The 25,184-nt window shown below is 63.1% G+C and carries 24 protein-coding genes and 2 tRNA genes; 8 read left to right on the top strand and 18 right to left on the bottom strand.

The annotated features are described in order from the left end of the window. Positions 1 to 54 precede the first annotated feature (54 nt). Positions 55 to 1,311, top strand: coding sequence for an NAD(P)/FAD-dependent oxidoreductase (locus IVB42_RS00620; RefSeq protein ID WP_247338195.1), 1,257 nt, complete (start codon positions 55 to 57; stop codon positions 1,309 to 1,311). Beyond that, positions 1,283 to 2,152: a type II restriction endonuclease gene (locus IVB42_RS00625; RefSeq protein ID WP_247370613.1), complete on the top strand. Its 870-nt coding sequence runs from the start codon at positions 1,283 to 1,285 to the stop codon at positions 2,150 to 2,152. Before IVB42_RS00620 ends, IVB42_RS00625 begins: the two co-directional genes overlap by 29 nt. 7 nt (positions 2,153 to 2,159) lie before the next feature. On the opposite strand, the gene IVB42_RS00630 is transcribed toward IVB42_RS00625, so the two are convergent. Further along, positions 2,160 to 2,567, bottom strand: coding sequence for a thiol-disulfide oxidoreductase DCC family protein (locus IVB42_RS00630; RefSeq protein WP_018459748.1), 408 nt, complete (start codon positions 2,565 to 2,567; stop codon positions 2,160 to 2,162). Positions 2,568 to 2,609: 42 nt separating this feature from the next. After that, positions 2,610 to 3,497 (bottom strand): alpha/beta fold hydrolase, encoded by an 888-nt coding sequence (locus IVB42_RS00635; protein WP_018459747.1) that lies wholly within the window; start codon positions 3,495 to 3,497, stop codon positions 2,610 to 2,612. A 262-nt stretch (positions 3,498 to 3,759) separates the two neighbouring features. Between IVB42_RS00635 and IVB42_RS00640 the strand changes: the two genes are divergently transcribed. Both IVB42_RS00640 and ppa read left to right on the top strand, forming a co-directional pair. After that, positions 3,760 to 4,269 (top strand): GNAT family N-acetyltransferase, encoded by a 510-nt coding sequence (locus IVB42_RS00640; protein ID WP_007598725.1) that lies wholly within the window; start codon positions 3,760 to 3,762, stop codon positions 4,267 to 4,269. A gap of 175 nt (positions 4,270 to 4,444) precedes the next feature. Next, entirely contained in the window at positions 4,445 to 4,981 is a 537-nt protein-coding gene (gene ppa / locus IVB42_RS00645) for an inorganic diphosphatase (protein WP_007604168.1), read from the top strand. A 37-nt stretch (positions 4,982 to 5,018) separates the two neighbouring features. On the opposite strand, the gene folD is transcribed toward ppa, so the two are convergent. The 3 genes from folD to IVB42_RS00660 are packed head-to-tail and all read right to left on the bottom strand — an operon-like array spanning position 5,019 to position 6,569. Next, the gene (folD, locus tag IVB42_RS00650) at positions 5,019 to 5,903 is read right to left on the bottom strand and encodes a bifunctional methylenetetrahydrofolate dehydrogenase/methenyltetrahydrofolate cyclohydrolase FolD (RefSeq protein ID WP_018459745.1); all 885 of its coding nucleotides are present in this window, start codon (positions 5,901 to 5,903) and stop codon (positions 5,019 to 5,021) included. 10 nt (positions 5,904 to 5,913) lie between these two features. Beyond that, positions 5,914 to 6,258, bottom strand: a complete 345-nt coding sequence (locus IVB42_RS00655; RefSeq protein ID WP_018459744.1) for a DUF167 domain-containing protein — start codon at positions 6,256 to 6,258, stop codon at positions 5,914 to 5,916. A 20-nt stretch (positions 6,259 to 6,278) separates the two neighbouring features. Next, positions 6,279 to 6,569 carry a YggT family protein gene (locus IVB42_RS00660; RefSeq protein ID WP_007598721.1) on the bottom strand — a complete coding sequence of 97 codons (291 nt, stop codon included), beginning with the start codon at positions 6,567 to 6,569 and terminating at the stop codon, positions 6,279 to 6,281. A 204-nt stretch (positions 6,570 to 6,773) separates the two neighbouring features. Here IVB42_RS00660 and IVB42_RS00665 point away from each other — a divergent pair. Beyond that, positions 6,774 to 6,849, top strand: a tRNA-Ala gene (locus tag IVB42_RS00665). A 108-nt stretch (positions 6,850 to 6,957) separates the two neighbouring features. On the opposite strand, the gene IVB42_RS00670 is transcribed toward IVB42_RS00665, so the two are convergent. The 7 genes from IVB42_RS00670 to IVB42_RS00700 all read right to left on the bottom strand — a co-directional run bounded on the left by IVB42_RS00670 (position 6,958) and on the right by IVB42_RS00700 (position 14,818). Next, positions 6,958 to 7,770, bottom strand: coding sequence for an enoyl-CoA hydratase (locus tag IVB42_RS00670; RefSeq protein WP_018459743.1), 813 nt, complete (start codon positions 7,768 to 7,770; stop codon positions 6,958 to 6,960). 109 nt (positions 7,771 to 7,879) lie between these two features. Beyond that, positions 7,880 to 8,674, bottom strand: a complete 795-nt coding sequence (locus IVB42_RS00675; RefSeq protein WP_026233871.1) for a glutamine amidotransferase — start codon at positions 8,672 to 8,674, stop codon at positions 7,880 to 7,882. A gap of 127 nt (positions 8,675 to 8,801) precedes the next feature. Beyond that, on the bottom strand, positions 8,802 to 9,581 hold the full coding sequence (locus tag IVB42_RS00680; RefSeq protein WP_026233870.1) for an SDR family oxidoreductase: 780 nt from the start codon (positions 9,579 to 9,581) through the stop codon (positions 8,802 to 8,804). Between the two features lie 231 nt (positions 9,582 to 9,812). After that, on the bottom strand, positions 9,813 to 10,301 hold the full coding sequence (locus IVB42_RS00685; protein WP_085359631.1) for a TerB family tellurite resistance protein: 489 nt from the start codon (positions 10,299 to 10,301) through the stop codon (positions 9,813 to 9,815). 287 nt (positions 10,302 to 10,588) lie between these two features. Then, positions 10,589 to 11,998: an adenylate/guanylate cyclase domain-containing protein gene (locus tag IVB42_RS00690; protein ID WP_018459739.1), complete on the bottom strand. Its 1,410-nt coding sequence runs from the start codon at positions 11,996 to 11,998 to the stop codon at positions 10,589 to 10,591. A gap of 50 nt (positions 11,999 to 12,048) precedes the next feature. Further along, positions 12,049 to 13,416, bottom strand: a complete 1,368-nt coding sequence (locus IVB42_RS00695) for a cytochrome P450 (protein WP_018459738.1) — start codon at positions 13,414 to 13,416, stop codon at positions 12,049 to 12,051. 34 nt (positions 13,417 to 13,450) lie between these two features. Continuing rightward, positions 13,451 to 14,818 (bottom strand): twin-arginine translocation pathway signal, encoded by a 1,368-nt coding sequence (locus IVB42_RS00700; RefSeq protein ID WP_018459737.1) that lies wholly within the window; start codon positions 14,816 to 14,818, stop codon positions 13,451 to 13,453. A gap of 150 nt (positions 14,819 to 14,968) precedes the next feature. Here IVB42_RS00700 and IVB42_RS00705 point away from each other — a divergent pair, with 150 nt between their 5' ends. Continuing rightward, entirely contained in the window at positions 14,969 to 16,657 is a 1,689-nt protein-coding gene (locus IVB42_RS00705) for an MFS transporter (RefSeq protein ID WP_018459736.1), read from the top strand. A 24-nt stretch (positions 16,658 to 16,681) separates the two neighbouring features. On the opposite strand, the gene IVB42_RS00710 is transcribed toward IVB42_RS00705, so the two are convergent. Further along, positions 16,682 to 16,894, bottom strand: coding sequence for a hypothetical protein (locus tag IVB42_RS00710; protein WP_018459735.1), 213 nt, complete (start codon positions 16,892 to 16,894; stop codon positions 16,682 to 16,684). Positions 16,895 to 17,074: 180 nt separating this feature from the next. After that, positions 17,075 to 17,386 carry a hypothetical protein gene (locus tag IVB42_RS00715; RefSeq protein WP_018459734.1) on the bottom strand — a complete coding sequence of 104 codons (312 nt, stop codon included), beginning with the start codon at positions 17,384 to 17,386 and terminating at the stop codon, positions 17,075 to 17,077. A 255-nt stretch (positions 17,387 to 17,641) separates the two neighbouring features. Between IVB42_RS00715 and IVB42_RS00720 the strand changes: the two genes are divergently transcribed. Beyond that, on the top strand, positions 17,642 to 18,688 hold the full coding sequence (locus IVB42_RS00720; RefSeq protein ID WP_247295801.1) for a polysaccharide deacetylase family protein: 1,047 nt from the start codon (positions 17,642 to 17,644) through the stop codon (positions 18,686 to 18,688). A gap of 75 nt (positions 18,689 to 18,763) precedes the next feature. On the opposite strand, the gene IVB42_RS00725 is transcribed toward IVB42_RS00720, so the two are convergent. Then, positions 18,764 to 19,147, bottom strand: a complete 384-nt coding sequence (locus tag IVB42_RS00725; protein WP_018459732.1) for a hypothetical protein — start codon at positions 19,145 to 19,147, stop codon at positions 18,764 to 18,766. A 523-nt stretch (positions 19,148 to 19,670) separates the two neighbouring features. Here IVB42_RS00725 and IVB42_RS00730 point away from each other — a divergent pair. Beyond that, the gene (locus IVB42_RS00730) at positions 19,671 to 21,689 is read left to right on the top strand and encodes a hypothetical protein (RefSeq protein ID WP_157643122.1); all 2,019 of its coding nucleotides are present in this window, start codon (positions 19,671 to 19,673) and stop codon (positions 21,687 to 21,689) included. A 194-nt stretch (positions 21,690 to 21,883) separates the two neighbouring features. Here IVB42_RS00730 and IVB42_RS00735 read toward each other — a convergent pair. The 3 genes from IVB42_RS00735 to IVB42_RS00745 all read right to left on the bottom strand — a co-directional run bounded on the left by IVB42_RS00735 (position 21,884) and on the right by IVB42_RS00745 (position 25,158). Then, positions 21,884 to 21,959, bottom strand: a tRNA-Thr gene (locus tag IVB42_RS00735). Between the two features lie 100 nt (positions 21,960 to 22,059). After that, the gene (locus IVB42_RS00740) at positions 22,060 to 23,859 is read right to left on the bottom strand and encodes a heme biosynthesis HemY N-terminal domain-containing protein (RefSeq protein WP_018459703.1); all 1,800 of its coding nucleotides are present in this window, start codon (positions 23,857 to 23,859) and stop codon (positions 22,060 to 22,062) included. A gap of 36 nt (positions 23,860 to 23,895) precedes the next feature. After that, positions 23,896 to 25,158, bottom strand: coding sequence for a hypothetical protein (locus IVB42_RS00745; protein ID WP_018459702.1), 1,263 nt, complete (start codon positions 25,156 to 25,158; stop codon positions 23,896 to 23,898). Positions 25,159 to 25,184 lie beyond the last annotated feature (26 nt).

Consider the following 25,184-nt stretch of genomic DNA (forward strand, 5'->3'; position numbering starts at 1 on the left):
TCAATGACGTGGATGCCCGGGACAAGCCCGGGCATGACGATGAAATTGACCGCTATGTCCCTCCCCTCCTCCGTCGACGTCGCGATCATCGGTGCGGGCGCCGCCGGTCTCGGCGCGGCGCATGCGCTGGCAGGCTCCGGCCTCTCCGTGATCGTGCTCGAGGCGCGTAACCGGCTCGGTGGCCGGGCCTGGACGGTGCAGGCCTCGCCCGAAGTCACCTTCGACGTCGGCTGCGGTTGGCTGCATTCGGCGGACAACAACTCCTTCGTCGCGATTGCAAAGCAGCTCGATTTCGAGGTCAACAAGGACCTCCCGCCCTGGCGCGAGCGCGCCTATGGCGACGCGTTTCCGAAAGCCGAGCGCGATGATTTCATGCACGCCATGGACGCCTTCTATCAGCGGCTGTGGGAGACCGCCCAGAAGGGCCAGGATGTCCCCGCGAGCTTCAGCCTGGAGCCCGGCAATCGCTGGAATCCCATGATCGACGCGATCTCGACCTACATCAACGGCTGCGAACTGAAGGACATGTCGACGCTGGACTGGGACGCGTATGAGGACAGCGACCTCAACTGGCGCGTCCGCCGCGGCTACGGCGCGCTGATCGCGGCCTATGGCGCGCCATGCCCGGTGGCGCTGAACTGCAACGTCACGCTGATCGATCATTCCGACCAGCGCATCCGCATCGAGACATCGCAGGGCACGCTGACCGCGGACAAGGTGATCGTCACCGTGCCGACCAATCTGATCGCCAATGAGGCGATCCGCTTCTCGCCACCTCTCCCCGCCAAGGTCGACGCCGCGGCCGGCCTGCCGCTCGGTGTCGATGACAAGGTGACGCTGGCGCTCGACGATGCCGAAGCCTTCCCGAAGGAAGGTAATTTGCGCGGCGCCACGATGCGCACTGACATGGGCACCTATCATATCCGCCCGTTCGGCCAGCCCTGCATCGAAGGCTTTTTCGGCGGCAGCTTTGCACGCGAACTGGAAGACGCGGGCGACGGCGCCATTGCCGCCCAAAGCATCGAGGAGATCGCAGGCTTCCTCGGCAACGACATCAGGCGAAAGCTGAAGCCGCTCTACGAGTCGCGCTGGGCCCACGACCCCTTCGCGAGAGGCTCCTACTCGCACGCCCTGCCCGGCCACGCCGGTGACCGCGCCGTGCTGGCGGCACCGACCGATGGGCGGCTGTTCTTTGCGGGCGGCTGCCGAAGAAGTCGTTCGGAAGGCGCGCGCTGGCGACACGCTGTTTTTCTGCAAGCCAAAATCTGGTCCACTGCTTGCGATGAGTTGCACCGCGGGCAGCGCAATTGAGCAGCAACTCTTTTGGCTATTCGGTCTGCGTGCAACCGGAGACCGTTTCGACGACAATAAGCGAGACTTTCGCCGAGAGCGCGGTCAGGAACTTTCTTTCACGGCTCGCTATATTCTTGAGCTCATCGAAATCGAAGCTATCGTTACTGAGGATGAGTGGCTCGACGCGCTCCTAAAGAAATTTGGTGCAGAATTCCCCGCAACGGGCATCTTCTCTGAGTTTGCTAGGAAGCATGCTCCCGAGACGAGTGTTAGAGACGATCCTGATCACGCGCTCATGACATGGATCGAATTTGAGGAAAGGTTGTTCCGTACCCTAGAGCGGCACATTGTCTCGAAAAGGCTGGCCGACGGTTTCATGCTCAGCAAGAAGGCTGACGTTGAAGGCTTCATCAAATTTTCGCTGAGCGTCCAGAATCGCCGCAAGTCGCGCGCCGGATCGGCTCTTGAGCATCATCTCGCTGCAATTTTTTCTGCCCGCAAGCTAAGGTTCGAGAGAGGGGCGCGAACCGAAAATAACAATAGACCGGATTTCCTGTTCCCGGGGGCGAAGGAATACAATTCGTCAGCGTTTTCAGAAAATCGCCTTGTAATGCTCGGCGCAAAATCGACCTGCAAGGATCGGTGGCGTCAAGTGTTAGCTGAAGCGAACCGGATCAAGACGAAGCATCTCTTGACGTTAGAGCCCGGAATTTCAGAAAATCAAACATCCGAAATGCGCACCAAATCGTTGCAACTTGTCTTGCCAAAAAAGCTTCACGAAACGTACAAGTCGACTCAACAAAGAGCCCTTTTGGACCTGCAAGAATTTGTGGCTCTTGTAGAGAAAATCCAACGCTGACCACGTCCTACTCGATCACCCGCGCCCGCAAGTCGGCATCCGGTACGAAGCACGAATCATACTTGCCGAAGATGCGGTATCGGTTGCGCGCGACGAGATTGTAGAGCGGGTCCCGTAGCGGCTTGGGCACAGCGAACAACGCGCGCACCCAGCCCCAGCCGGGGAGCTGCGACAGCACCGTCAGCGCAGCGTCCGACTTCATGAACACCGCGCCGCCGTGAACCACGGCATTGGTGTCGGGATCAGCGGGATCGATGCCGAACGTGCGCGCGAGCCGGGCGCCATAGTCAGATTGAATCGGCGTGAAGCGAAACCGCTTCGCCGGGTCCCTTTTGGCGACGAAGCGGACCCAGCGCGAGCAGAAGATGCAGACGCCGTCGAACAGGATGACGTCATCGTCGGGCCATTTGGGCATTAGCGATTGTCCAATATCAGGTGCGTGACCAGGAATACGGCGTCATGGCTTTTTGGCAGCCGCCGGCTTCAACCCACGCGCAAGCTCGGCACTCGCGGCTTTGACGCCTGCCTCGGTTTCGATCATCCAGTGGCCCTCGCTACCGACGGCCGGCGTCGTTCGGAAGTCGACCTTGCCACCGCCGCCGCGAAACGCATCGACCAACGCAAGCGAAAATGCCGGTGCAAAGTAGCTGTCATTGGCGGCAACGAGCCATGTGATGGGGATGCGCGCGGCCTTGCCGAATTCAGCCGCCGCGGCGAGAAGCGTATGCGGCGCGCAGATCCGGTTCGGCTCGTCATTGGCATGGCCGCCGCGGCCCGGCGCAATGGCGATGATGGCGGAGATCGCCTTCGGATCGGCATTCGCGAGCGCCAGCGCGCCCCAACCGCCGGCGGAATGGCCGATCACGATCGCGGCGTCCTTGCGGATAAAATCCTGCTTTCGCACATAGTCCAGCGCGAGCGCGATTTCGTCGGCCGTTGCGCGGCCCGAGCGCACGTAGTCCGCCTCGTCGCAGCCACCCTGGTCCTCGACATAGCGGCCACCGGTCGCACCATGGCCGAGCCGTTCGGGCACCAGCACGGCGAAGCCGCGCGCGATGAGGAATGCCGTGAGTGCGCGGTATTCCGGCTGAGACATTTGCGCGCGCCGCAAGCCATTTTGCGTCGAAGCATGCGCGATCACCGCAAGCCGGAACGGGCCGGCACCCGGCGGGCGAAACAGCCGGGCATGAGCGGCGATGTCGGTATCCGGCGACGGCACGCGCCATTGCTGACGGCGAAACGGATCGCCCTCCGCTCCGGACGAACCAAAAACCTGAGCGCACACCGGCGGCGCAGCCAGCAAGGCCAGCAGAGCCAAAGGCACGAGGATGTTGGGGATCCGCATGAATTGCCGGAGGCGAGAACAGCGACAGTTAGACTAGTAGGAACGAATCAATATCGGCAGACTTTCTGCGTTGCCATTGCCGTTCATTCGTTGCCGCAAAGCAGTTTTGCACCGGCGCAGAGCACCCCGGTGCCATTCGAATCGGCGTCTTGTCTTTTTTCGGTACAACATGGTTCAAATACTGATGCAGAAAGTCCACACGTTAACCGATAATTAACGATAGGTCTTGCCGCCGGCGCGGCGACTTGGTTTGATCACGTCCATGAGCACAACCCTGATCGAGGTCCGGCCGGCCAAAGCCGCAGATGCAACTGCGGTGGCGTCCACCCATGACGAAGCCTGGCGCTCCGCCTATCAGGGCATCATTCCCGGCGCCGAACTGGAGAAGTTGATCAACCGCCGCGGTCCGCAATGGTGGGACAGCGCGATCCGCAAGGGCAGCCGCGTCAGCGTGCTGGTGTTCGGCGACAAGATCGCAGGCTACGCCAATTACGGCCGCAACCGCGCCCGCAGCCTGCATTTCGACGGTGAGGTCTACGAGCTCTATCTGCGTCCCGAATTCCAGGGCCTGGGCTTTGGTCGCCGCCTGTTCACCGCGGCCCGCCGCGACCTGATGCAGAGCGGCCTGAAGAGCATGGTGGTGTGGGCGCTCTCGGACAACGATCCGGCCACCGAGTTCTACCGCGCCTTGGGCGGCCGCATGGTGGCGCGGTCCTCGGAGCGTTTCGGGCCGAAGTCGCTCGACAAGGTTGCCTTCGCTTGGACCAATTGAGCTGCTGAAGTCCCGCCGGCAGCGTTTTCCTTCCGTCGATACCGCTGCCTTGAGCCGGTGATCGCCGGATTCATTATTTCACAAAAACGCGATGGATCAGCGGGCCAAGCCCGCGTATGACAGCGCCAAAATCGCTGCCGGGTGCGATTTAACCTCGGCAACAACGGAGCCTTGAATGCGTATCGATGCGGTCTCGATCGGGAAAAACGTCCCTCACGACGTCAACGTCATCATCGAAGTCCCCGTGGGCGGCGAACCGATCAAGTACGAGATGGACAAGGAAGCCGGCACGCTGGTGGTTGACCGCTTCCTCTACACGCCGATGCGTTACCCCGGGAACTACGGCTTCATTCCGCACACGCTGTCCGACGACGGCGATCCCTGCGACGTCCTCATCATCAACACCCGCGCCATCATTCCCGGCGCGGTCATGAGCGTGCGCCCGGTCGGCGTGCTGTTCATGGAAGACGAAGCCGGCGGCGACGAGAAGATTCTTGCGGTGCCGTCGTCGAAGCTGACGCAGCGCTATGACAAGGTGAAGTCGTATTCCGACCTGCCGGACATCACGCTCCAGCAGATCCAGCACTTCTTCGAGCACTACAAGGATCTCGAACCCGGCAAGTGGGTGAAGATCCTGCGCTGGGGCGGCCCCGAAGATGCGCACAAGCTGATCCTCGAAGGCATCGATCGCGAGAAAAAGAAGAAGGCCTGAGCTCTGCTCCCTCGCCCCGCTTGCGGGGCGAGGTGAACTACACCGCCGGCTTCGGCAGCCCTGCAATCGCGCAGGCCGCGCGCAACGTGTTCACGAGCAGGCAGGCGACTGTCATCTGACCGACGCCGCCCGGTACCGGCGTGATGGCGCCAGCCACGGCGAGCGCTTCCTGATAGGCAACATCGCCGACGAGACGCGTCTTGCCGTCGTCCCTCGGAATCCGGTTGATGCCGACGTCGATCACGGTCGCCCCCGGCTTCAGCCAGTCGCCGCGCACCATCTCGCACTTTCCGACGGCGGCATAGACGAGGTCTGCGCGCCTCACGAGCCCGGGCAGGTCACGCGAGCGCGAATGCGCGATGGTCACCGTGGCGTTCTCGTTCAGCAACAGCTGCACCAGCGGTCGGCCGACGAGGTTGGAGCGGCCGATGACGATGGCGTTCATGCCTTCAAGCGAAGCATGCACGCTCTTGGTCAAAATGATGCAGCCGAGCGGCGTGCAGGGCGACAGCGCCTCGAAACCGCCGGCGAGGCGGCCGGCATTGTTCGGATGCAGCCCGTCGACATCCTTGGCGGGGTCGATGGCATTGACGACCGCCTCGGTATTGAGGCCCTTGGGCAGCGGTAGTTGCACCAGAATACCGTGCACGGCGGGATCGCGGTTGAGTTTTGCGACCAGCGCCAGGAGATCTGCTTGCGAGACGTCGGCCGGCAGCTTGTGCTCGAACGAGGCCATGCCGGCGGCCTGGGTCTGGGTGTGTTTCGACCGGACATAGACCTCGCTCGCCGGGTCGCTTCCGACCAGGACCACCGCAAGGCCCGGAACCAGATTGTGCTCGCGCTTGACGCGTGCGACCTCGTCGGCGACGCGGGCGCGAAGTTCTGCGGCGATGACTTTTCCGTCGATGATCTTGGCGGTCATGTCAGTTCCCTCAGTCTGTCGATTTGGCTGATGCGAGCTGGCGCAGGGCTTCGCCGAGCCGCGCCGGATCGCCGTCGACCGCGATCTGCTTCAGCCGCGAGGTCGCTCCCGACAGGAGTTTGACGCTGGCCTTGGGCACGCCCAACGATTTCGCCAGCAGCACCAGAACGGCCTTGTTGGCCTCGCCGCCATCTGCGATAGCGCGCACCCGCACCTTGAGCACGCTGCGGCCATCGGAGAGCTGCTCGATCCCGTCGATGTCGTCGCGGACGCCGCGCGGCGTCACCCGCAGCGCGATGCTGATACCTGCGGCCCCGTAACGCCAAGGTTCCTTGATGACAAGGTTCTTTGGCAACCCAGGGCGCTCCAGCTTGCTTAGATCACGTTCGGGTAGATGTAATACAGGATCACCCGCTCGATGAACATGATGAGCAGGATCAGGATGATCGGCGAGATGTCGAGGCCGCCGAGGCTGGGCAGGAAATTGCGAATCGGAGCCAGGACCGGCTCGGTGATTCGGTACAGGAACTCCGCCACCGCCGAAACGAACTGGTTGCGGGTGTTCACGACGTTGAAGGCGATCAGCCAGGACAGGATCGCGGACGCGATCAGCAGCCAGACGTAGAGGTCGAGCACGATGATGACGATGTCGAGAACGGCACGCATGGCTTTTGAAGACTCTGACTTTTGAAAATTCTGGCTGCGGTCGGGATTGACGCCTGCTGCTAGATATCGGTTCCCCCCGGTCCAAACAAGGGAAGTCGGTGCCGGGATGGCTAAAACCGGGTTACACCCGTCCTTGACTTGACCTTGGCGGGGACTTAAATGGCGCCCGGTTGTCGGCCGCATTGACCAGAGCGGCCTACAAAAGGGGCCATAGCTCAGCTGGGAGAGCGCGTCGTTCGCAATGACGAGGTCGGCGGTTCGATCCCGCCTGGCTCCACCACGCTTCGCCCTTCGGGCTACGCGTGGCGCAGCCGCGCGGAGCTCGAGGGGCGAAGCGTGGTGTCCGGCGTAGCCCGCAGGGCGAAGACGGACTGCCCCTTAAGCTTCCCTACTTCCCCGTAAACCTCGGCGGCCGCTTCTCCATGAAGCTCGCGACCCCCTCCCGGAAATCGCTGCCGTTCAGCGCCACCATCATGTCCCGGTTGGCTTCGATCGTCGCCTCCGCCAGCGTCTGGAACGGCACCTCGTAGAGCTGCCGCTTGATCACGGCCATCGCGCTCGGCGAGACGAAATCGGCGAGGTCGCGCGCATAGGCATAGGTCTCCTCGCGCAGCTTCTCGGGCGAGCAGAGCCGGTTCACCAGCCCGATCCGCAGCGCCTCGTCACTCGAAACGCGGCGCGCCGAGAGCAACAGATCCATCGCGTTGGCGTGGCCGACGATTCGCGGCAGCATCCAGCTGATGCCGTGCTCGGCGATCAGACCACGCCGGGCGAAGGCGGTGGTGAACACGGTGTTGTCGGCGGCAAAGCGCAGGTCGCAATAGAGCGCGTGGACGAGGCCGATGCCGGCGGTCGCGCCATTGAGCATGGCGATGACAGGCTTTCCGATCGACGGGTAGAAGCCATGGCGCGTCTGCCAGTCCGGCCGCCGGTTCATGTCGAAGGGCGGCAGGTTCGACGCGCGCCTGACATCATCGGGGTCGAGCCCCTTCAATGCGTCCATGTCGGCACCGGCGCAGAAGGCGCGGCCCGCGCCGGTGATCACGATGACGCGGACATTGTCATCGGCGCTCGATGCTTCCATCGCATGGCGCACGTCGCGCTCCATGATCGGCGTCCACGCATTCATGCGATCGGGACGGTTGAGCGTGATGGTCGCGACCTTGTCGCTGACCTCATAGAGAATGTGTTCGTAAGCCATGGTGCTCTCCCTTTGTTTGCCGGCGCAGTTTCGCGCGCGCTCGTTGACATGAGCCTAGCATATCAAGGGATGAGACAAGGGCTTGTGCCAACGGCCTGGGAGGGCGCGATCACTCGGCGGCTTGCGCCAGCAACGGCCGACGCGCCAGCCAGCCGTCGATGAATTGATCAAGCCAGGCCCGTTCCGCGGCATCGTAGACGGCACGGTCCGCGAAGTGATGATGCCGCTGCCGCGCGCCGGGCGCGCTGAGACCGTCATAGCCGCGCGTGGTCCAGCAATGCATCATGGCGTAGGTCACGTCAGGATGAAACTGCACGCCGAAAGCGTTGCCGGTGCGGAACGCCTGCACCGGAAAATCATCGCCTTCGGCAAGCAGTTCAGCGCCAACCGGCAGCTCGAAGCCTTCGCGATGCCAGTGATAGACCCGTGCCGGCCAATTCGGGCAGAGCCCGTGTCCCGCGGGTGTCGGGCGGATCGGGTAGTAGCCGATCTGGGTCAGCGCATCGGCATGCGGCGCGACGCGGGCTCCTAACTGCTTCGCGAGCATCTGCGCGCCGAGGCAGATGCCGAGGAACGGCCGCTGTTCGCGGAGCGGAATTTCGATCCAGTCGATCTCGCGGCGGATGTAGTCGTCGGGATCATTGGCGCTCATCGGACCGCCGAAGACCACAGCGCCGGCATGCTGGTCGAGGGTCTCAGGCAGCGGATCGCCGAGGCGGGGACGGCGGATGTCGAGGCGGTGGCCAAGGGCGCGCAGCGCATTGCCGACGCGGCCGGGCGTCGAGGATTCCTGATGCAGGATGATCAGAACCGGCAACCGGGTTTCGAAGGCGGCGACATCAGGCGTCCTTCTGGGGAAGGGCACCACATCTGCGCCACCAAATCTGTCCGTCCGGAACGACATGGTCTTTGCGACTGCTATCGGTTCTGACCGCCAGCATAACTAAGCGATCGTTAATTTCGTGTGAGTTTGCGCACACACACTCCCGATAGAAAGCAAGCTCCGGGCCACGACCGACCGAGAGCTCCCTCTAGCGTCTTTGTCTCTGAAACCGGCTGGTGGCGGACAGGATGAAGCCGCGCGGGAAGAAGCGCAGCGCGAATGGCACAATCTTGATGCCCAGACCGGGGAGCACGGCCCGCTTGTTGGCCATCAGGCCGCGATAGGCCTGTCGTGCGACCTCAGCGGCAGGAACATTGAGAAGGGCCGTATCATGTCCGGACCCAACGCCGGCGCGCGCCTGGAATTCGGTGGGCACCGGGCCCGGGCAAAGTACGGTGACGCGAACGCCGTGCGGTGCAAGCTCCGCCCGCAAGGCCTCGGTGAAGGAAATGACATAGGCCTTGGACGCGTAATAGACCGCCATGCCGGGGCCGGGCAGATAGCCGGCGACCGATCCGACGTTGAGAAGGCCACCCTTGTTCCTGATCAGCTGATCGGCAAAGCGCAGCGACAGATCCGTCAGAGCCCGGACATTGACATCCACTATGCCGACCTGCTCGACGCGGTCGCGCTCAATTGCGTCGCCGAACACGCCGAAGCCGGCATTGTTGACGAGATGATCGAGCTCGACGCCTTCGGCAGCGAGTGCGGCGGCGATCTTCTCGCCGGCATCCGCATCCTCAAGATCGCAGGCGATCACGATCGGCTTTTTGCCACCCTTGGCAGCGAGCTCGTTTGCGAGCGCCTCGAGCCGGTCCGCGCGTCGCGCCGTCAGCGCAAGACGGTGTCCGTTCGCGGCGAACACACGCGCTAGCTCCGTGCCGATGCCCGCCGAGGCACCGGTGATCAACGTTACCCGCTCAGTCACGATCGAGATCTCTTGAATTGAAGTTTTTTTGGCGCCGCAATGCTGGAACGAGAGCATAGGCCGTGCGCGACAGGCAAGCGGCGTCCACCGCATAGCCACCTGAGCGGGAAACGGGGGAAGCAGGAAAACCCCGTTTTTACAGGGGAAAACCGGAACCAGGGCAGCCCCGAGGCTACATTAAAGTTTCGTCATGTGGTCCGCACAACCGCCAATTGGCGGTATTGGCAGTGATCACCCGCCGACCGCGCTGTCCTTGACCTGACCACCGGCACGATCTGCGACCGCGTGCTTCAGGTCGATCCGGTCGCGTTGCGAAATCCCGAGCAGGTCGGAGGCACGCCAGACCACATTATCCTCGAACTCGGTAACCTGGCCATCGGCATAGACCAGCTCCCACATCATCTGGACGACCCGCTTGCGGCCCTCTTCGTCGAGCGAGCGCATCATGATGCTGGTGAAGTGATAGAGGTCGACCGCCTCGCCCTCGACCTCCGTCGCATCCGCGATCAGACGATCCGCGGTGCCGCGATCGAGCCCAAAGTGGCTTTCGATCAGGCTGTGCAATTTGCGCTGCTCGGCAGCCGTCGGCTGGCCGTCCAGCGAGATCACGTGAACCAGCAGCGCGGTCGCCGCCAGCCGGTAATCACCGTCACCGAAAGCGCGGTCCTGGGCATGGGGAGCAACAATGTCGGCGATGAATTGGCGCAGGCCGTCGAGCATAAGGTCCTACCGAAATCGATGAAGCCGCGGAGCGCGACCGCTACCAGCATTATATGAGTAGGAAATTCAACCGGCGCAACGTGCGTCAGTTCCGCGCGTCGCATTACGTTTCGGCAATCTGAGTCTGTGATTTTGGAGTAGGGCAAGGCAAGTGCGCACATGTGGTCCCGGCGAAGGCCGGGACCCATAACCACAGGCTGCGGTTTGGCGAAGGCTTTGGTAACGACCATCCAGCCTGTTTCGGAAATCACGCGGTATGGTCCCGGCCTTCGCCGGGACGACACCAGTCACGGTATCTCGTACACCACCATCTTGTCGGCGATGCCGCGCAGTGCGGCCTGCTTCTGGATCGGCCTGATTTCGCGCTGCTTGAGGACTTCGGCAACCGCCGGCGCATCCAGCACCGGGCCGGTGATGTGAATCTCCTGCGCGGTCGAGAGGCTCTGCACGCGGGCGGCGATGTTGACGGTCTGGCCGAAATAATCCTGCCGCTCGTTCAGCATCACCGCGAGGCACGGACCTTCGTGGATGCCGATCTTGACGATGAGATCGGCAGTACCGCGCTTTTTGTTGAGCTCGTCCATCGCCGCGCGCATCCGCAAACCCGCTGCGATCGCATGCTCGGGACGGACGAAGGTCGCCATCACGGCGTCGCCGATGGTCTTCACCACCGCGCCTTTCTCGGAGGAGATGATCTCGAGCAGCGCATGGAAATGCGCGCGCACGAGGTCGAAGGCGGCAAGATCGCCGACGCGCTCATAGAGCGCGGTCGATCCCTTCAGATCGGTGAACAGGAAGGTCAGCGAGGTGATCTGGAGCCGCTGGTCGAGACTGAGATTGTCCGCCTTGAACACATCACGAAACGTCTGGTTCGACAGCATCCGCTTGGCGGTCAGGAACGGCTTGCGCTTGCCGATGAGGTGATGGAGCGCCTCGGCCGCGATGAACACCGACGGCAGCACGCGTACGCCGGCCTGGTTCTCCAGCGACAGCCGCAGCGGGCCCGGCCGCATGGTCGTGGTTCCCGTCGGCGCCTGCACCCTGTTGTACATGATGGCGAGCTGCTGACGGTCCTTGGTGGGCTCGCCCTGCACGTCGATGAAATGCGCCGCGTGCGTCACCGGTTCGAAGATGATGATGAAATCGTCCGGCAGTTGCAGCGACATGGTCGCCTTCTCGCCGGCCGGGAGCTCCATCGTGTCCAGCGTCACCTCGTTGGCGAGCGTCGCAAACGATTCCTTGTTGAAGTCGACGCCGGAACTCCAGAACACCTGCTTGAAGTACTCCCACACCGGAAGCGTATCGGGATCATGCGCCGCAATGCGCCGGACACGTGAATTGACGGTGAAGGAGACTTCGACCTGATCATCGACGGAGGCCTTGTAGCCGCAGGCGCACAGCGCACAATGATAATTGTCTGGCTTGAGCGCCTTCAGGGTCGAGTGCGCACCCAACACGCCGCCGCAGCCCGGGCACAGCACATTCCAGCCCAGATCGAACAGGCCGAGCCGCGCCGAATGCAGGAATGCCGAGATCGCGTGCTCTTCATCGAGACCGTGCTGCTTCGCGAAATCGAGTACATTGACGCGGTTGAGCTCGTGATCTTCGCCGTCCTCGATGAGGCGCGCGATCGCGTCGACCACTTTCGCATCGGCGGTCTGCTTCAGAACGGAAAACTGGGCCTGGATATCGCTCATGGCGCAACTCTATCTGGAGTGGATCACGCCGTCGGCCAGGCGAACGCCTGTCACCGACGCGTGATGCGGAACAGCGGCGACCGGTCCGGCTGGGTCGTGACGACGCCGAGCGGAATGACAGGGCTGGTATCGGCAAGCTCGACACGGAACGCACCGATCAGCCGGGCCAGCGCCAGCACGGATTCGGCTTGCGCGAAGGGGGCGCCGACGCAGACGCGCGGACCCGCGCCAAAGGGCAGATACGCGAATCGATCGGGCGCTTCCGTGGACATGAAGCGTTTTGGAATGAACGCGTTCGGCTGATCCCACAGCTTCTCGTGCCGGTGCAGCAGCCACGGTGCGATCATGATGATGTCGCCCTTGCCGATGGCGACGCCGGCCGCGTTGTCCTTCTCGCGCGCGGCCCGGGCGATCAGGAAGGCCGGCGGATAAAGCCGCATGGTCTCCTCGATCACGGCGCGGGTGAACTTCTGCCGATCGATGTCGGCCATGCTGTCGAGGTGCTCGCCGCGGGTCTCGGAGGCGATCTCCTCCTGCGTATCGGGATCGAGCGCGAGCAGATAGAGCGCCCAGAACAGCGCGGTCGCCGTGGTCTCGTGACCCGCGAGGATCATAGTCGCGACTTCGTCGACCAGTTGTTCGTCCGAAAAGCCCTTGCCGGTTTCAGGGTCACGCGCCTCGTCCATGAGATCGAAAAGATCGCGCGGCGGCGCGCCGTCTTTCTTGCCCATCTCACGCCGCTCGGCGATCAGCATCGCGACGAATTCGGTCCAGCGCTTGCGGAAACGGGCGCGGGCAAAATCCATCGGACTCGGCCAGGACAGCGGCAGCACCATGTCGAGCAAGTACGGCCGTCCGAGTCGGGCTCCATACTCCATGACGAAGTTGCGCAAGGTCAGACCATGCCGGTCCATGCCGAACGAGAACATGGTGCGGCCGGCGATCTCCAGCGTCATGCGCTGCATGATCTCGCGCAGATCGACCGGCTCGCTCGTTCGCCCGTCGAGCTTTGCGATGGTCTCGTCGAGCACCGCCGTCATGTGCGGAACGAGATTTGCTGTCGCACGCGGCGTGAACGCCGGCGCGAGGGTGCGGCGCTGAAACGTCCACGAATGGCCCTCCGCAATCAGAAGACCGTCGCCGAGCACGGGACGAAGCATGCGGATGCCCGCCGGAGTACGCGAATAATTCTCGTAATTGCTGAGCAGGACATGCCGGATCGCATCCGGCCGGTTCAGGATGAAGCTGTTGCGGAAGAAGAAGCGGCCTTCAATGACGTCTTCCTCATAGGCGCGCTGCCCCCAGGTCGCGATCATATTCCGCTTGATCACGGCAAGCCGGCCGAGGAACGACATGTCGTCGGGCGCTCGCGGCGGCGTCGGAGGGACGATGGGCCGACGCACGCTGGCGATGTTCATGGCTCTCTCCCGGAGGGGTGGCGCAGGCAGTTAGCTAGTAAGTCAGCTCGGCAATCGCAATCCTGTTCTCGGAGGCAGGCCAGGCGCGTGCCACAATTCGTTCTTCGTTGAATTCGGCCACGATGTTACGCCCGACCTCGCCGGCCGGAAGGCGCAGTGTTGCTGTCGAATCCGTGGGCACACCCGATTTGACGTCCGCCGGCTCCTTGCCGTCGAGCAGCACCACGTCCCGCGGCAGGCCGAAATAGCCGCGCGGACGCGACATGATCACGACGGCCCCGGCGTCCTTGTCCGCGGGACCGAGCGGGCGCGCGGCGCGCAGGTGAACGACGTCGGACGAGCGCGGGAAGGGCGAGCGGTAGATGTGCGTCGTCGGCGCATCCGGCGCTGCGAGGGCGAATTCGAGCGACCAGGAAGGTTCGACCTGCGCCGGTCCCCAGCGGCCGTCGGCACCGGTCTTCGCGCTGTGCACGGCGCTGCCCTTGCGCTCACCGGTTTCAGGATCAACCCGAAAGATATCGACGGTTGCACCGGCCACCGGCCGATTGGTCGGCGCACCGCCCGGTGTGCCCGTCACGAGGCCGCTCAGCCTGACGCTCTGCTCCGGCACAATCGAGATTCGCGCGGGCTCGCGGCCGGCAATGAACTTATAGATCTCGCGGAAGGCTCGGGGGTGAAACGCCACCTCGCGATGATCGAGTGCGCCCAGCACGAGGTTGGTGGCCCCCTTCAACTCCGGACCTTCGACGCTGACGCCGGTCGGCGTGCCGGGCTTGCCGATGAAGCGGCCATCGGCCTGCGCGTATTTGTCCATGCCGTCGCTGCGCAAGGTCAGGAAGGCAACACCCGGCGTCACCTCACTCTCGCCCTCGTTCAGGCCGAGCAGGAACGCGCCGCGGCCGTTGAACTCGCTGTTGGGCTGGTCGTCAGTCGCGAACACGCCGTGATTGGGCGTGCCGCACAGCACGGCGTGGCTGACATCGCCGGCGCCGCCGTTCTTGATGACGTTGCGGATGGCATAGCCGCCGCGCGAGCTGCCGACCAGCGCCACGCGGGCGGCGCCGGTGCTGCGCTTCAATTCGGCTATGGCGGCGGCGAGCTCGCGGCGCTGGTCCTCGGTCGAGGAGCGGCCCGCCTGCTCGACCTTGTCGTCACTTCGCGCATTGGGATCGTTGAAATTGATCGCATGCATGCGATCGCGCGCAATGCCGTTGGATTCCATCCGCCACAAGGTCGTCATCCAGAGCGCGTCGTAGTCGCCATTGCCGTGGACGAACAGGATTGGCGGCACCTCGCTCGGCGCAGTGGGTGCGGATTGAGCCAATGCGCCCGTGCGCAAGCTCGCAATTGCGAAGGGCAAGCTGCCGGCACCTTGCAAGATCATCCGTCGTGACAGCTTCATCTGTTCCTCCCCGGCAAAAGCATCTCTGTGCACCGCTTATACCGGCCTAACCACTGGACAGCGAAGGACTTTCGCGGGCATCACTGAACTTGCCGAAATCGCCCAAAGACCACGCCGACGCCACTTCTGCCAGCCCATTTGGAAGGGGATATGACCGAGCAGACGAACCGTCAGAAAATTGACGCCGACGGCATCATGGCGCCGCTACGGTACACCGTGTTCCGGCGCATCTGGCTCGCCAGCCTGCTCTCCAATCTCGGCCTGCTGATCCAGGGCGTGGGCGCCGCCTGGGCGATGACGCAGATGGCGGCCTCGGCGGACAAGGTGGCGCTGGTACAGACCGCCCTGATGCTGCCGATCATGCTGATCTCGATGCCGGCGGGCGCCATCGCCGACATGTATGACCGCCGTATCGTCACCCTGATCGCGCTCATGATCGCGCTGACTGGCGCGACCGCACTCACGGTCCTGGCCTGGCTCAACTTCATTTCCCCGGAAACGCTGCTCGCCTTCTGCTTCGTGGTTGGCAGCGGCAACGCACTGTTCGGTCCGGCCTGGCAGTCCTCGGTCAGCGAGCAGGTGCCGCCCGATGCACTGCCGTCAGCCGTCGCGCTGAACGGCATCAGCTACAACATCGCCCGCAGCTTCGGCCCTGCGGTCGGCGGTGTCATCGTCGCCGCACTCGGTGCTGTCGCGGCGTTCGCGTGTAACGCGATCCTCTATTTGCCGCTGTTGGTGGTGCTGCTGCTCTGGCGGCGCAACACCGAACCCTCGCGCCTGCCGCGGGAGAAGCTCAACCGCGCCATGGTATCGGGCTTCCGCTACATCACCAATTCGCCGCCGATCAAGATCGTGCTGTTGCGCACGCTGGTGATGGGCCTGATTGGCGGTGCCATCATGGCGTTGATGCCGCTGGTCGCACGTGATCTGCTGCATGGCGGCGCGCAAACCTACGGCATCATGCTCGGCGCCTTCGGAATGGGCGCTGTGATCGGCGCGCTCAACATCCACGAATTGCGCAAGCGCATGAGCGGCGAAGCCGCGATCCGCGCCTGCACCATCTCGATGGCGTTTGCGATGGCCGCTCTCGCCGTGAGCACCGAGCCGGTGCTGACCGCGGCTGCGCTGGTGCTCGCCGGCGCGGTCTGGATGGCCGCCATCGCGCTGTTCAATATCGGCGTGCAGCTCTCGGCGCCGCGCTGGGTCGCCGGCCGCTCGCTCGCGGCGTTTCAGGCTTCGATTTCCGGCGGCATCGCGATCGGCGCCTGGGGCTGGGGCCATCTCACCGACTATGCCGGCGTCGAGGTAGCGCTGCTGACGGCCGCCGGCCTGATGCTGATCTCGCCGGTGCTCGGAATCTGGCTCACGATGCCGCGCGTCGGCGCCCGCAACGAAGACGCCGATCTGCTGGCCGATCCGGAAGTCAAATTGTCGCTCACGGCGCGCAGCGGGCCGCTGGTGGTCGAGATCGAATACCGCGTCGCCCAAGAGAACGCCCGCGCCTTTCACAACGTGATGCAGGACGTGCAGCTCTCTCGCCAGCGCAACGGCGCCTATGGCTGGTCGATCGCGCGCGACATCGCCGATCCCGAATTGTGGACCGAGCGCTATCATTGCCCGACCTGGCTCGACTATCTGCGCCAGCGCAACCGCTCGACCCAGTCCGAACGCGCGCTGCATCAGGAGGCGATCGATTTCCACATCGGCCCGGATCCGGTGCGGATCCGCCGCATGCTCGAGCGTCCGTTCGGCTCGGTGCGCTGGAAAGAGGAGACGCCGGACCAGGCAGCAAGTGAGGTGCTGCCCGTGGTCGCCACTGCGGCGGGAAGCAGCACTTAGGTTTTGCGAGTCCGTAGCGACGTCTTACTGCCCGTGATCCGTCAGCACCTTGTCGCAGCCCTTGGTGAGCCGCGTACGGTTCTGCTTGAGGCAGGCGAGCACGGCGCCATCGCCATTGTTCATCACCGGACGGCAGAAGCGCGTGACGTCGCGCGCGCAGGCGTCGTGACCGGGCTGCTGCGCTGACGCAGTCGATGCAAACAGGATCAATGGAATGATGCAAAGAAATCTGGTCATCGCGTAATGCCTCTTACCCGGAAGATGTGCGGGCGAAGCTAGAGCGACGATCCCGAAGCCGCAACGGCTTTATTGGCAGACGGGCTTGCGCCGCCGCGGCGCTCCGGCATCACGCCGGGGCACATCGCGAGGGGAGCTAACCGACGCAACGACGCTATCGTTGCTGTTACTGATCGACTCTTATTGACTGTCCTGGGCGTCAGCGACCTTGCGTGACGCGCCGCCCTTGGCGAGATCCTTGTCCATCACCGCACGGCAACCGGCGCTCAGATCCGAACGATGCTTCATCATGCACGCCGTGATCTTCGGGATGTTCGGGATTTCCGACGAGCACAGGCGGAAAGCGTCGCCGGTGCACTGCTGCTGCGCTTCGGACGAGAAGGCGAAGCTCGAGCCGGTCGAGGCGATCGAGAGGATGGCGGCAAAGCCCAGAGCCAGGCTGACGTCGCGGATCTTGCTACTTAAGGACTTGATGTTCAGCGAGTTGGTCATTTGAAGCTCCCATTGGCACCGCGGAAGCGGGCCCGCCGTTGTTGATGGGATTGACCATGCTCCAGCAAAACAGTTCCGACTGTGATGACGGTCACGGGAGGCTCACCCTCTGTGACCTCGGTCACGCTGGCGCACCTCGCTGAAATTCCTCCATATCCGCTGTCGTGTTGGTGTCACGTTAACTGTTCCTTCGCATTAATGGCTCGTCGAGCGGGAAATTCCGCCGGTTTGGTTGCGTAATTGGAAAGAATGGCGATGCGTAATGCGTTGGGCCTGATGCTGGCCAGTGTAGTTGCGGCGGTCGTGATTGCCGCCGGCGGTTGGTTTTATTATTCCTCGCGCGCCGACCAGGCCGCTCCCAAGACGATTGCCGCCCGTGCCGCCGATCCATTGCCGGCACAGGCGAAGCTCGCCGCCAAGGACGACGTCGCGATCACGGCCGCGATTGCGGCCAAGCCGGCGGCAGCCGCCTCGGCGCCCGCACCCGCGCCGATGCCGGTTCAGCAGAAATCGACCTGCGCCAATCCCAACGCGCTCGGCGTCTCCCGCGTGGTCGAGATCGACACCACCGGCGGTCCGGGCTTCGGCTTCGATCATTTCAAGCAGTTCGACTTCCTCACCGACAAGGAGGTCGTGCTGACGTTCGACGACGGCCCCTGGCCGGTCAACACGCCCGCCGTACTGAAGGCGCTCGCGGACGAATGCGCCAAGGGCCTGTTCTTCTCGGTCGGCAAGCATGCGACCTACCACCCGGAGATCCTGCGCCAGGTGCTGGCCCAGGGCCATACGGTCGGCACGCACACCTGGTCGCACGTCAATCTGAACGGCAAGAAGATGACCGAGCAGATGGCCAAGGACGAGGTCGAAAAGGGCATTAGCGCGGTGAAATACGCGCTCGGCACCAACCCGGCGCCGTTCTTCCGCTTCCCGCAGCTCCAGCACAATCCGGCGATCGTGAGCTATTTCGGCACCCGAAACGTCGCGATGTTCTCGACCGACATCGACTCCTTCGATTTCAGGAAGGGCGCCACGCCGGAGAAGATCATCGAGACCGTGATGACCAGGCTCGACAAGCTCGGCAAGGGCATCATCCTGATGCACGACTTCCAGAAGCACACCGGCGAAGCCATGCCCGCGCTGCTCGCGCGGCTGAAGGCCGGCGGCTACAAGATCGTGCAGATGAAGGCCAAGACGACCCTCCAGTCGCTGCCGGAATATGACGAGGCGCTGCTGAAGGACCTAAAGGTGCCGACCTCGAGCGCGCGTCCGATCGGGAGCGTGGTGCAGACGGTTTCGCAGTAACGCGCCCGATCAGATTCAAAACTCTCGCGTGATGGCCGGGCTTGTCCCGGCCATATCCTTTTGAGAGCGGGCATCTTACCAGTAGATGCCATGGCGATGCAGCTCGCTGATGATGCGGCCTTCGGTCCAGCTGCGCTTGTGCTTCGGCTTGTCTGCCTTGGCCGTTGTCTTCGCGGCGGGTTGCGTCGTCGTCGCGGGCGCTGAGGCCGTCGTGGTCGTGGGTGTGGCAACCGCCGCGGGCGCATTGAGCGACACCGCCGGCGGGCGATCGAGATATTTCGGAGCTTCGGCGGCAGGCGCTGCTTCGCTCACCTGCGTCGGCGCGGCGGCAAGCGCCGGCGTCGTTTGCTGAACCGAAGCCGGCTCGCTCACCGCGGACAGCGACAGGCTGCGCGGGCCTCCGGCCTGGGCAGAGGCAGAGACCAGCACCATGGCGGTCACCAAAATGATCTTGCGCATATGAAATCTCCCCGTGTTTGGCGTGAGCTGGACACTAGGGGAGCCGATTGCGAGTTTATGTGATCACGATCACTCAGGGTGGCGCTCGATCCCGAACGCGTCCGTTGCGATGGAACGGCAGCTCTCTGTGCGATAGTTGTGGACGCTGCGAACGACAACTATAGTTGGCCGTCCTCGCTGATCTTCGAATTGTCTAATGTATAAGGTCTTTCCACATATGAAGGAAGGCGAGTCTACACCGTCTCGCCCGCAGTCAACTGCCGCTCGGGATGGTCATCGTGCGGAAGCACCCCGCTCTAGTCCGCTAGGGCGAACCTCTGAACCACCCACAAAGCTGAGCGACCCAATTAGCGAGTCGCGATGGCACAAATTCGGCCGCGTCGCCCTTGGGTACCGCCGTCGCGCCCATGCGACGTACATCAAAGCGCTACTGTCTACAGACCTGCGCCTGCAACGAACGATCCAGCAAGTCGCCTCCAAAGGATCAACGCTCCTCGCGACAATTGTGTCCGTGATAATCTCGGTGCTCTTCTACACCATCGCTGACAGCACGGATATCAAAGCAAGTGAGATGCACTTAGCCGCCGCCCAAATAATTGGCGCTGCGCTTGCGCTAGTTTTGTCTCTTTCAATTATTCCTGCGCAACGCGCCGCCGAATTATTTTCTATCTCTGTTTTGCAGCAGTTCGCTAAGGATCGTGCTCTTCTCGGCGTTTTTTTGATTTTGGTGGCGACTACGATGCTCTCGCTCTTGCTGGGGACGCGGTGGTCCGTCCGGCTCGATCCGAAGATGTCCCTGGTGCTGCAATTCCTTCTTCTTGGAATATCATTCGATGCTCTGCGCCGCTTCTACGTTTCAACACTTAACCTGCTTGCACCAGAGTCGGCCATCCGACAAATCGTACGGGTCAGCAGCGCGCAGATTCGCAGGATAGGACGAGCTGCTGAGAAGGTGGTCGCAATTCAAGTCGTTGCTAACGGCGCGCCGAGTAAGATGGATCAGACACTCCACGCACAAACAATTGTGCGCACGCGCTTACCTCAAGGACTCCAACACTCGATTGCGCAACTTGAGGAATTTGCGCACCGTTTCATTGCTCGCCGCGACTCGAATGCGACCATCGAAACCCTCGGCGCGCTTGAAACTATCGCTACCGAATACTCAGACCTACGAAAGAAGAGCATAACGCTTCATGTAGATCCCAAATTTCCATTTGCTGGATACCTGAGCGACGTATCGGACGTATTGAATCCCATCTACGAGAGCATACTGCACATCATAGAGGACGCGATTGCCGCCAAGAACGAGCGAGTTGTGCAACATTCAATCTCGTCAATGGGCCGGATGACATTGCAGGCTATGTCTGTTGTCGCGCCCGGCGCGGCAGAGCAGAGAGTAGCGCCGCTGGCCTATAGTGCTTGCTTTTACCTTCACCGCGCGGCGCGTTTGGTGCTTGCGGCCAACATGCCCGACGCAAAATTGCGTGCTATTTCCAGTTTCGGAGCCGTGCTTCAAAACCGCTCGACTGATGTGGGCTCTACGGAAACAACAATGGAGGCGAACGAGGCGCTCTTTGACATTGCTGTGGATGGATACGGTAAGTCGGATCAGATTTCGGTGTTCCGCTCGTTTGAAGCCATTCTTTTCGCGGTCCGTTTTGAAATCGAGAACGACTTGTTCGAAGTAGGGTCGCTAAAATCGACGTTAGACCAAATTTCCGAACTAATTCCGTCCGAGATATTGGCTGACGCCGCAGGTAAACGCCGTTTACACGTTTTCCCGGCTTACGCACTCGGCTTTGAAGCTAGCATCCCGGCGCTGGTCGAAAGCATCGCGGCAAAGATCAAGGTTGATCCAGAGCGGCCATGGAACGATCCCTTCGCCGATCTATCTGAGGCCGCGGAAGAAGTCCGCGGGCATTACCGACGCCTGTCGAGTATCGATTTTCAAGGCACCCTATTGGCCAAATGGGTGCTGGACTCCCTCGATGCGATTCTGAAAGTGCTCATGCGCCAGATCGCGCATCCACCTTCAGGTGCAGAGGAATTTATCTCGACGGTTGTGGATGACCTAAAGCCACTCATAACTTGGGTGGGAGGATTTTTTCCTGCTGATCGTCCTGCAAAGGGACACCACTTGTCCGACGCGACGGCCAATCTTGCGGTCTTTGGACTCGATGCGCTCGACAAAGGCTGGCCCGACATCGCGCAGACCTGCGCAGAAACAATCGAAAGAATTGCTGATAACGTCGGGGGAAAGATCAGCGCCTATAACTTGGCCGACATACATGTCGATCTAGAAGTTATTGCCCGAGCCGGTGAAAGGACAGCCGGAAAAGCGTTTGCTGCAAACGTTCGATCCATGATCTCTCTGCCCGCAAATCTCGACCAAGATAGTCAAAAGCATCACCTTGAAGCGCGGGCAACACGGTTTGCCCAATTGGACGAAGCTGTATCAAAGGCAGGCCGTCGGCCGTACTCAATGAAAGCCGATCCTGCCGAGCGCCTGCACGCGTTCTTTGAAATTCATCCGCAGCGATAGTGCATGCCCGGCGGTGATAGCGAGGATCGATGCAATGGCGACGGATGATGACCGCAAGCTAATAACCGCCGCGCGAGACGCGCTGCACCTGAAGCAGACGCCTGCAACCTCTCGACACCCGTTCGGCGCGAGGCTGTCACCCATGTCTTAGGTACGTTCCGTTACCCATGTCTTCGGGCCGGACACTGGGGCGCTGGTGCCGCAAGAGGGATTCGAACCCCCGACCCCGTCATTACGAATGACGTGCTCTACCAACTGAGCTATTGCGGCGAACCTTGCCGGGGCCCGCGCGAGGCCGGTCCCGTTACGCGCGCTCCTGATATCGGGCATGGCCCGAATTGGCAAGGTGGCGCCGGCTCCCAAATGCCGCTCACCCGCCCCAGCGAGACCAGAATCCGCGCCAGCCGCCGGCCTGGGCCTTTGCGTGGTCCCTGGGCGTGCCGATTTGTTCCGTAAATTCATCGCTCGGACCCTCGTCATCGATCCCGGGATCATCAGGCGCGCGGACGATCGGGATGACGGCGGGAATAGGCGCTGGTGCCGGCTTGCCAAGGTCGGCGCGGGTCCGGAACACCGGCGTTGCCGCCGCGGACGATGATTCGGCGATCTCAGGGGCCGGTTTGAGCGGCTCGGCAGGCGTGACGACCGGCTCTTCCTTGACGGTTTCTTTGGCGGTCTCCTCGACGGCTTCCTTTAAGATTTCCTGGGCTTCAAGGGGCGGCGAATTGTCCTGCGGAGCGGGCACCGGATCCGGCGCCATGACAGCCGGTTCCACCGGGCTCTCGCTCGGGGCCGCCGTCACCCGCTTCGGCGGCGGAGCCGCCAGCATCGCTTCCTCGAAGGCCGAGGATTCGATCATGGCGCCTTTGTCGGAAGGAAGACTCGCGACTGGCGTTTGCCACTGGAAGGCGTCAAGACGGCCGGTGACCGGGGAAACCGGACGCCAGCGGTCGCTGACATAACCGTCCGCAGTCCAGGCCGGATCATGGCGGGCGCGCACCGCGCGCAAGGTCCAGGCGCGGGCCCGGCCGCCGTCACCATGCTCGGTCCGCTCGATCTCGGCCATCAGCATCGCCACGCGCTGGGTGGGATCGTTGACGTAAGGCGCCAGCACCGCGCGCGCACGGGCAAACTCGGACGCATCGATCGCGGCGCGCGCGATCGCCAGCTGGCCCTCGATATAGCCAGCATTGTCGGCAGAAATCTTGGCCGCAAGCGTCTCGACCCGCTGCAGGCGCTGCCGCGCGGAATCGCCGAGCTTCACATGCGCATAGGCATCCGCAAGATCAGGATGCGGATTGGCGAGCCAGGCGGTTTCCACCAGCTTCATGGCGCGGCGCACCTGATGCGCCTCGCTCTCGAATTTTGCAGCGAGCACTGCGGCCGGAACCAGGGTCGGCGCGAGCTTGACCGCCTGCATCACGCTCTCGCGCGCGACGTCGCGGTCCATTGTTTCCAATTCCAGCGCGCGGGCGGCGAGCAGCACGCCGCGCTGGCGGCGATAGGCCTGCTTGTCGATCAGGCCCGCGGACAGATTCGAATCGAGGATCGCGAGCGCGCCGCTCCAGTCGCCGCGCGCGCAGCGGAAGCCGAGCACCGCATGCGAGGCCCAGGTCGAGGACGGCGACAGCTTGATCGCTTCCTCGGCGATCATCACGGCGCCGACCGCATCGTCGGCGCGCTGCGCCTCGATGAACAGGCCGCGCAGGCCGAGCAGGCGCGTGTCCTCGCGCTCGGCCATGGCACGGAAGACGCGCTGGGCCTCGTCGCGATTGCCCTCGAGCTGCGCCGATTGCGCATGCAAGAGAAGCGCGAGCGGATCGTTTGCAGCCAGCCGCCGCGCGGTATCGGCGTGGCGACGGGCAAGCGCGGTGTCGCCATGGCCGATCGCAAGCAGGCCGTGGGTGATGGCGTGGCGGCCGCGAGCATGGCGCTTTTCGTGACGACGGCGGCGCAGACGCCCCGGAGCGCGCCAGGCCATCGTCAGCAGGCTCCAGACCAGCACGACTGCCGCGGCAAAGAGACCAAGCAAGAACACGAAGCGGGGAAGCGTCGTTGTGGCGCGGAAAGCGCCCGCAGTCAGGACGAGGTCGCCGGGCTGATCGGCAACCCAGGCCGCGCCGGCCGCCGCCAGTGCGATCAGAACGAGGAAGAGGACGATGCGAAGCATGACGATCCCTATACGCGCTGATTGTTGCGCGAACCTTTATTGACCAGGCTTGACGAGATCCGCCATGGCGGCGTCGGCGAATTTGCGTGACGCGGCGAGCGCGGCGTCACGGGCATCGGTCTTGTCGAGCCAAGCTTGCGCCGGTGCACGATCGGCCTCGGGCAGCGTTTTCAACTCGCGCCGCGCCTCGACGAAATCGTTGCGCAACGCAGCCGCCGTCACCCGCGCGACGATCGCGCCGCGATCGTTGCCGACCCCGTCGGTACGCTCGATGCGGACGAGTTTCGACGCCCCCGCCTGAAGGCGCTCGACGATTCCGGTGCCGCTGGCCGGAGCTTCCGCCGGCGGCGACAATTTTGGCACGATGTTGAGGAGCTCGCGACTCAAGGCGACCGGCGTCGGAATGCCTGACGACGCAAAGGTGTCGAGCGGCTTCAGCATCTCCGGCTTTGCTGCCAGCGACCGCGCGGCGGCGAGCTGCGACTCGTAGGCATCGCCATGGCGAACGGCGACGTCGAGCAGGGCCGCCGCCACCACATGGCGCAGCGGCTTGTCGTCCATCGTTTTCGCGTCGGCGATCTTCTCGCTTTGCTGTGCGAGTTCCGCACGTTCGGTCTTGCTGGCACGTTCGAGCTGAGCGAGGCGGTCGTTGAGAGCGGCAAGATCGGGCGCGGCAGCGCGCGGCGCCGATGTCGCGTCGTTTAGGGCGCTGGCAGTCTTGTCGGATTGTGCGCGCAGATTGGCGATCTCGCTGCGCAGGCTCGTTGCGGATTTCTCCAGCGCATCGATCCGCGCCACCATGGCCGGATCGGCGGCCGGCTTGCCCGTCTTGGCTTCGACCGCGGCCACGCGCCCGCTCAGCGCCTCGACGGTTGCGCCCGTCACTTGCGGAGCAGCCGGCGGCGCCTGCACGGCAGGCCAGCCCAGCATCCAGCCGACCGCGATCACGATTGCGGCTGCGACGGCGCCGGAGAACGCAGCGATAACCCAGGGTGAAATCGACGGCGATACCGACGCGGACGCAACGGAAGACTCTTCTTCGGCAGGTTCGGGCTGCGGCGCGGCAATAGCTTCTTCGGACCTTACCTCTTGAGACTTTTCCTCTTGAGACTTGCCCTCTTCAGATTTGGCTTGCTCATGCGCGGCCTGTTCGGTCGCTGCCCCAGCCTCAGGCTCGCCCGTCACCTGCTGCGGCTGAGTCGAGACTTCCGTCGCCTCGAGGTCGATGGTGGGCGGGATGCGCTTGGCGCGGCCGGACTCGGGAGCCAATCCTGCGTCTTCAGGCTTGTCGTCGGCCATCGTGACGGTTCCTCACACTTACCTGC

This window comes from Bradyrhizobium sp. 45, assembly GCF_023073155.1.
GTDB classification, from domain to species: Bacteria; Pseudomonadota; Alphaproteobacteria; order Rhizobiales; family Xanthobacteraceae; genus Bradyrhizobium; species Bradyrhizobium canariense_D.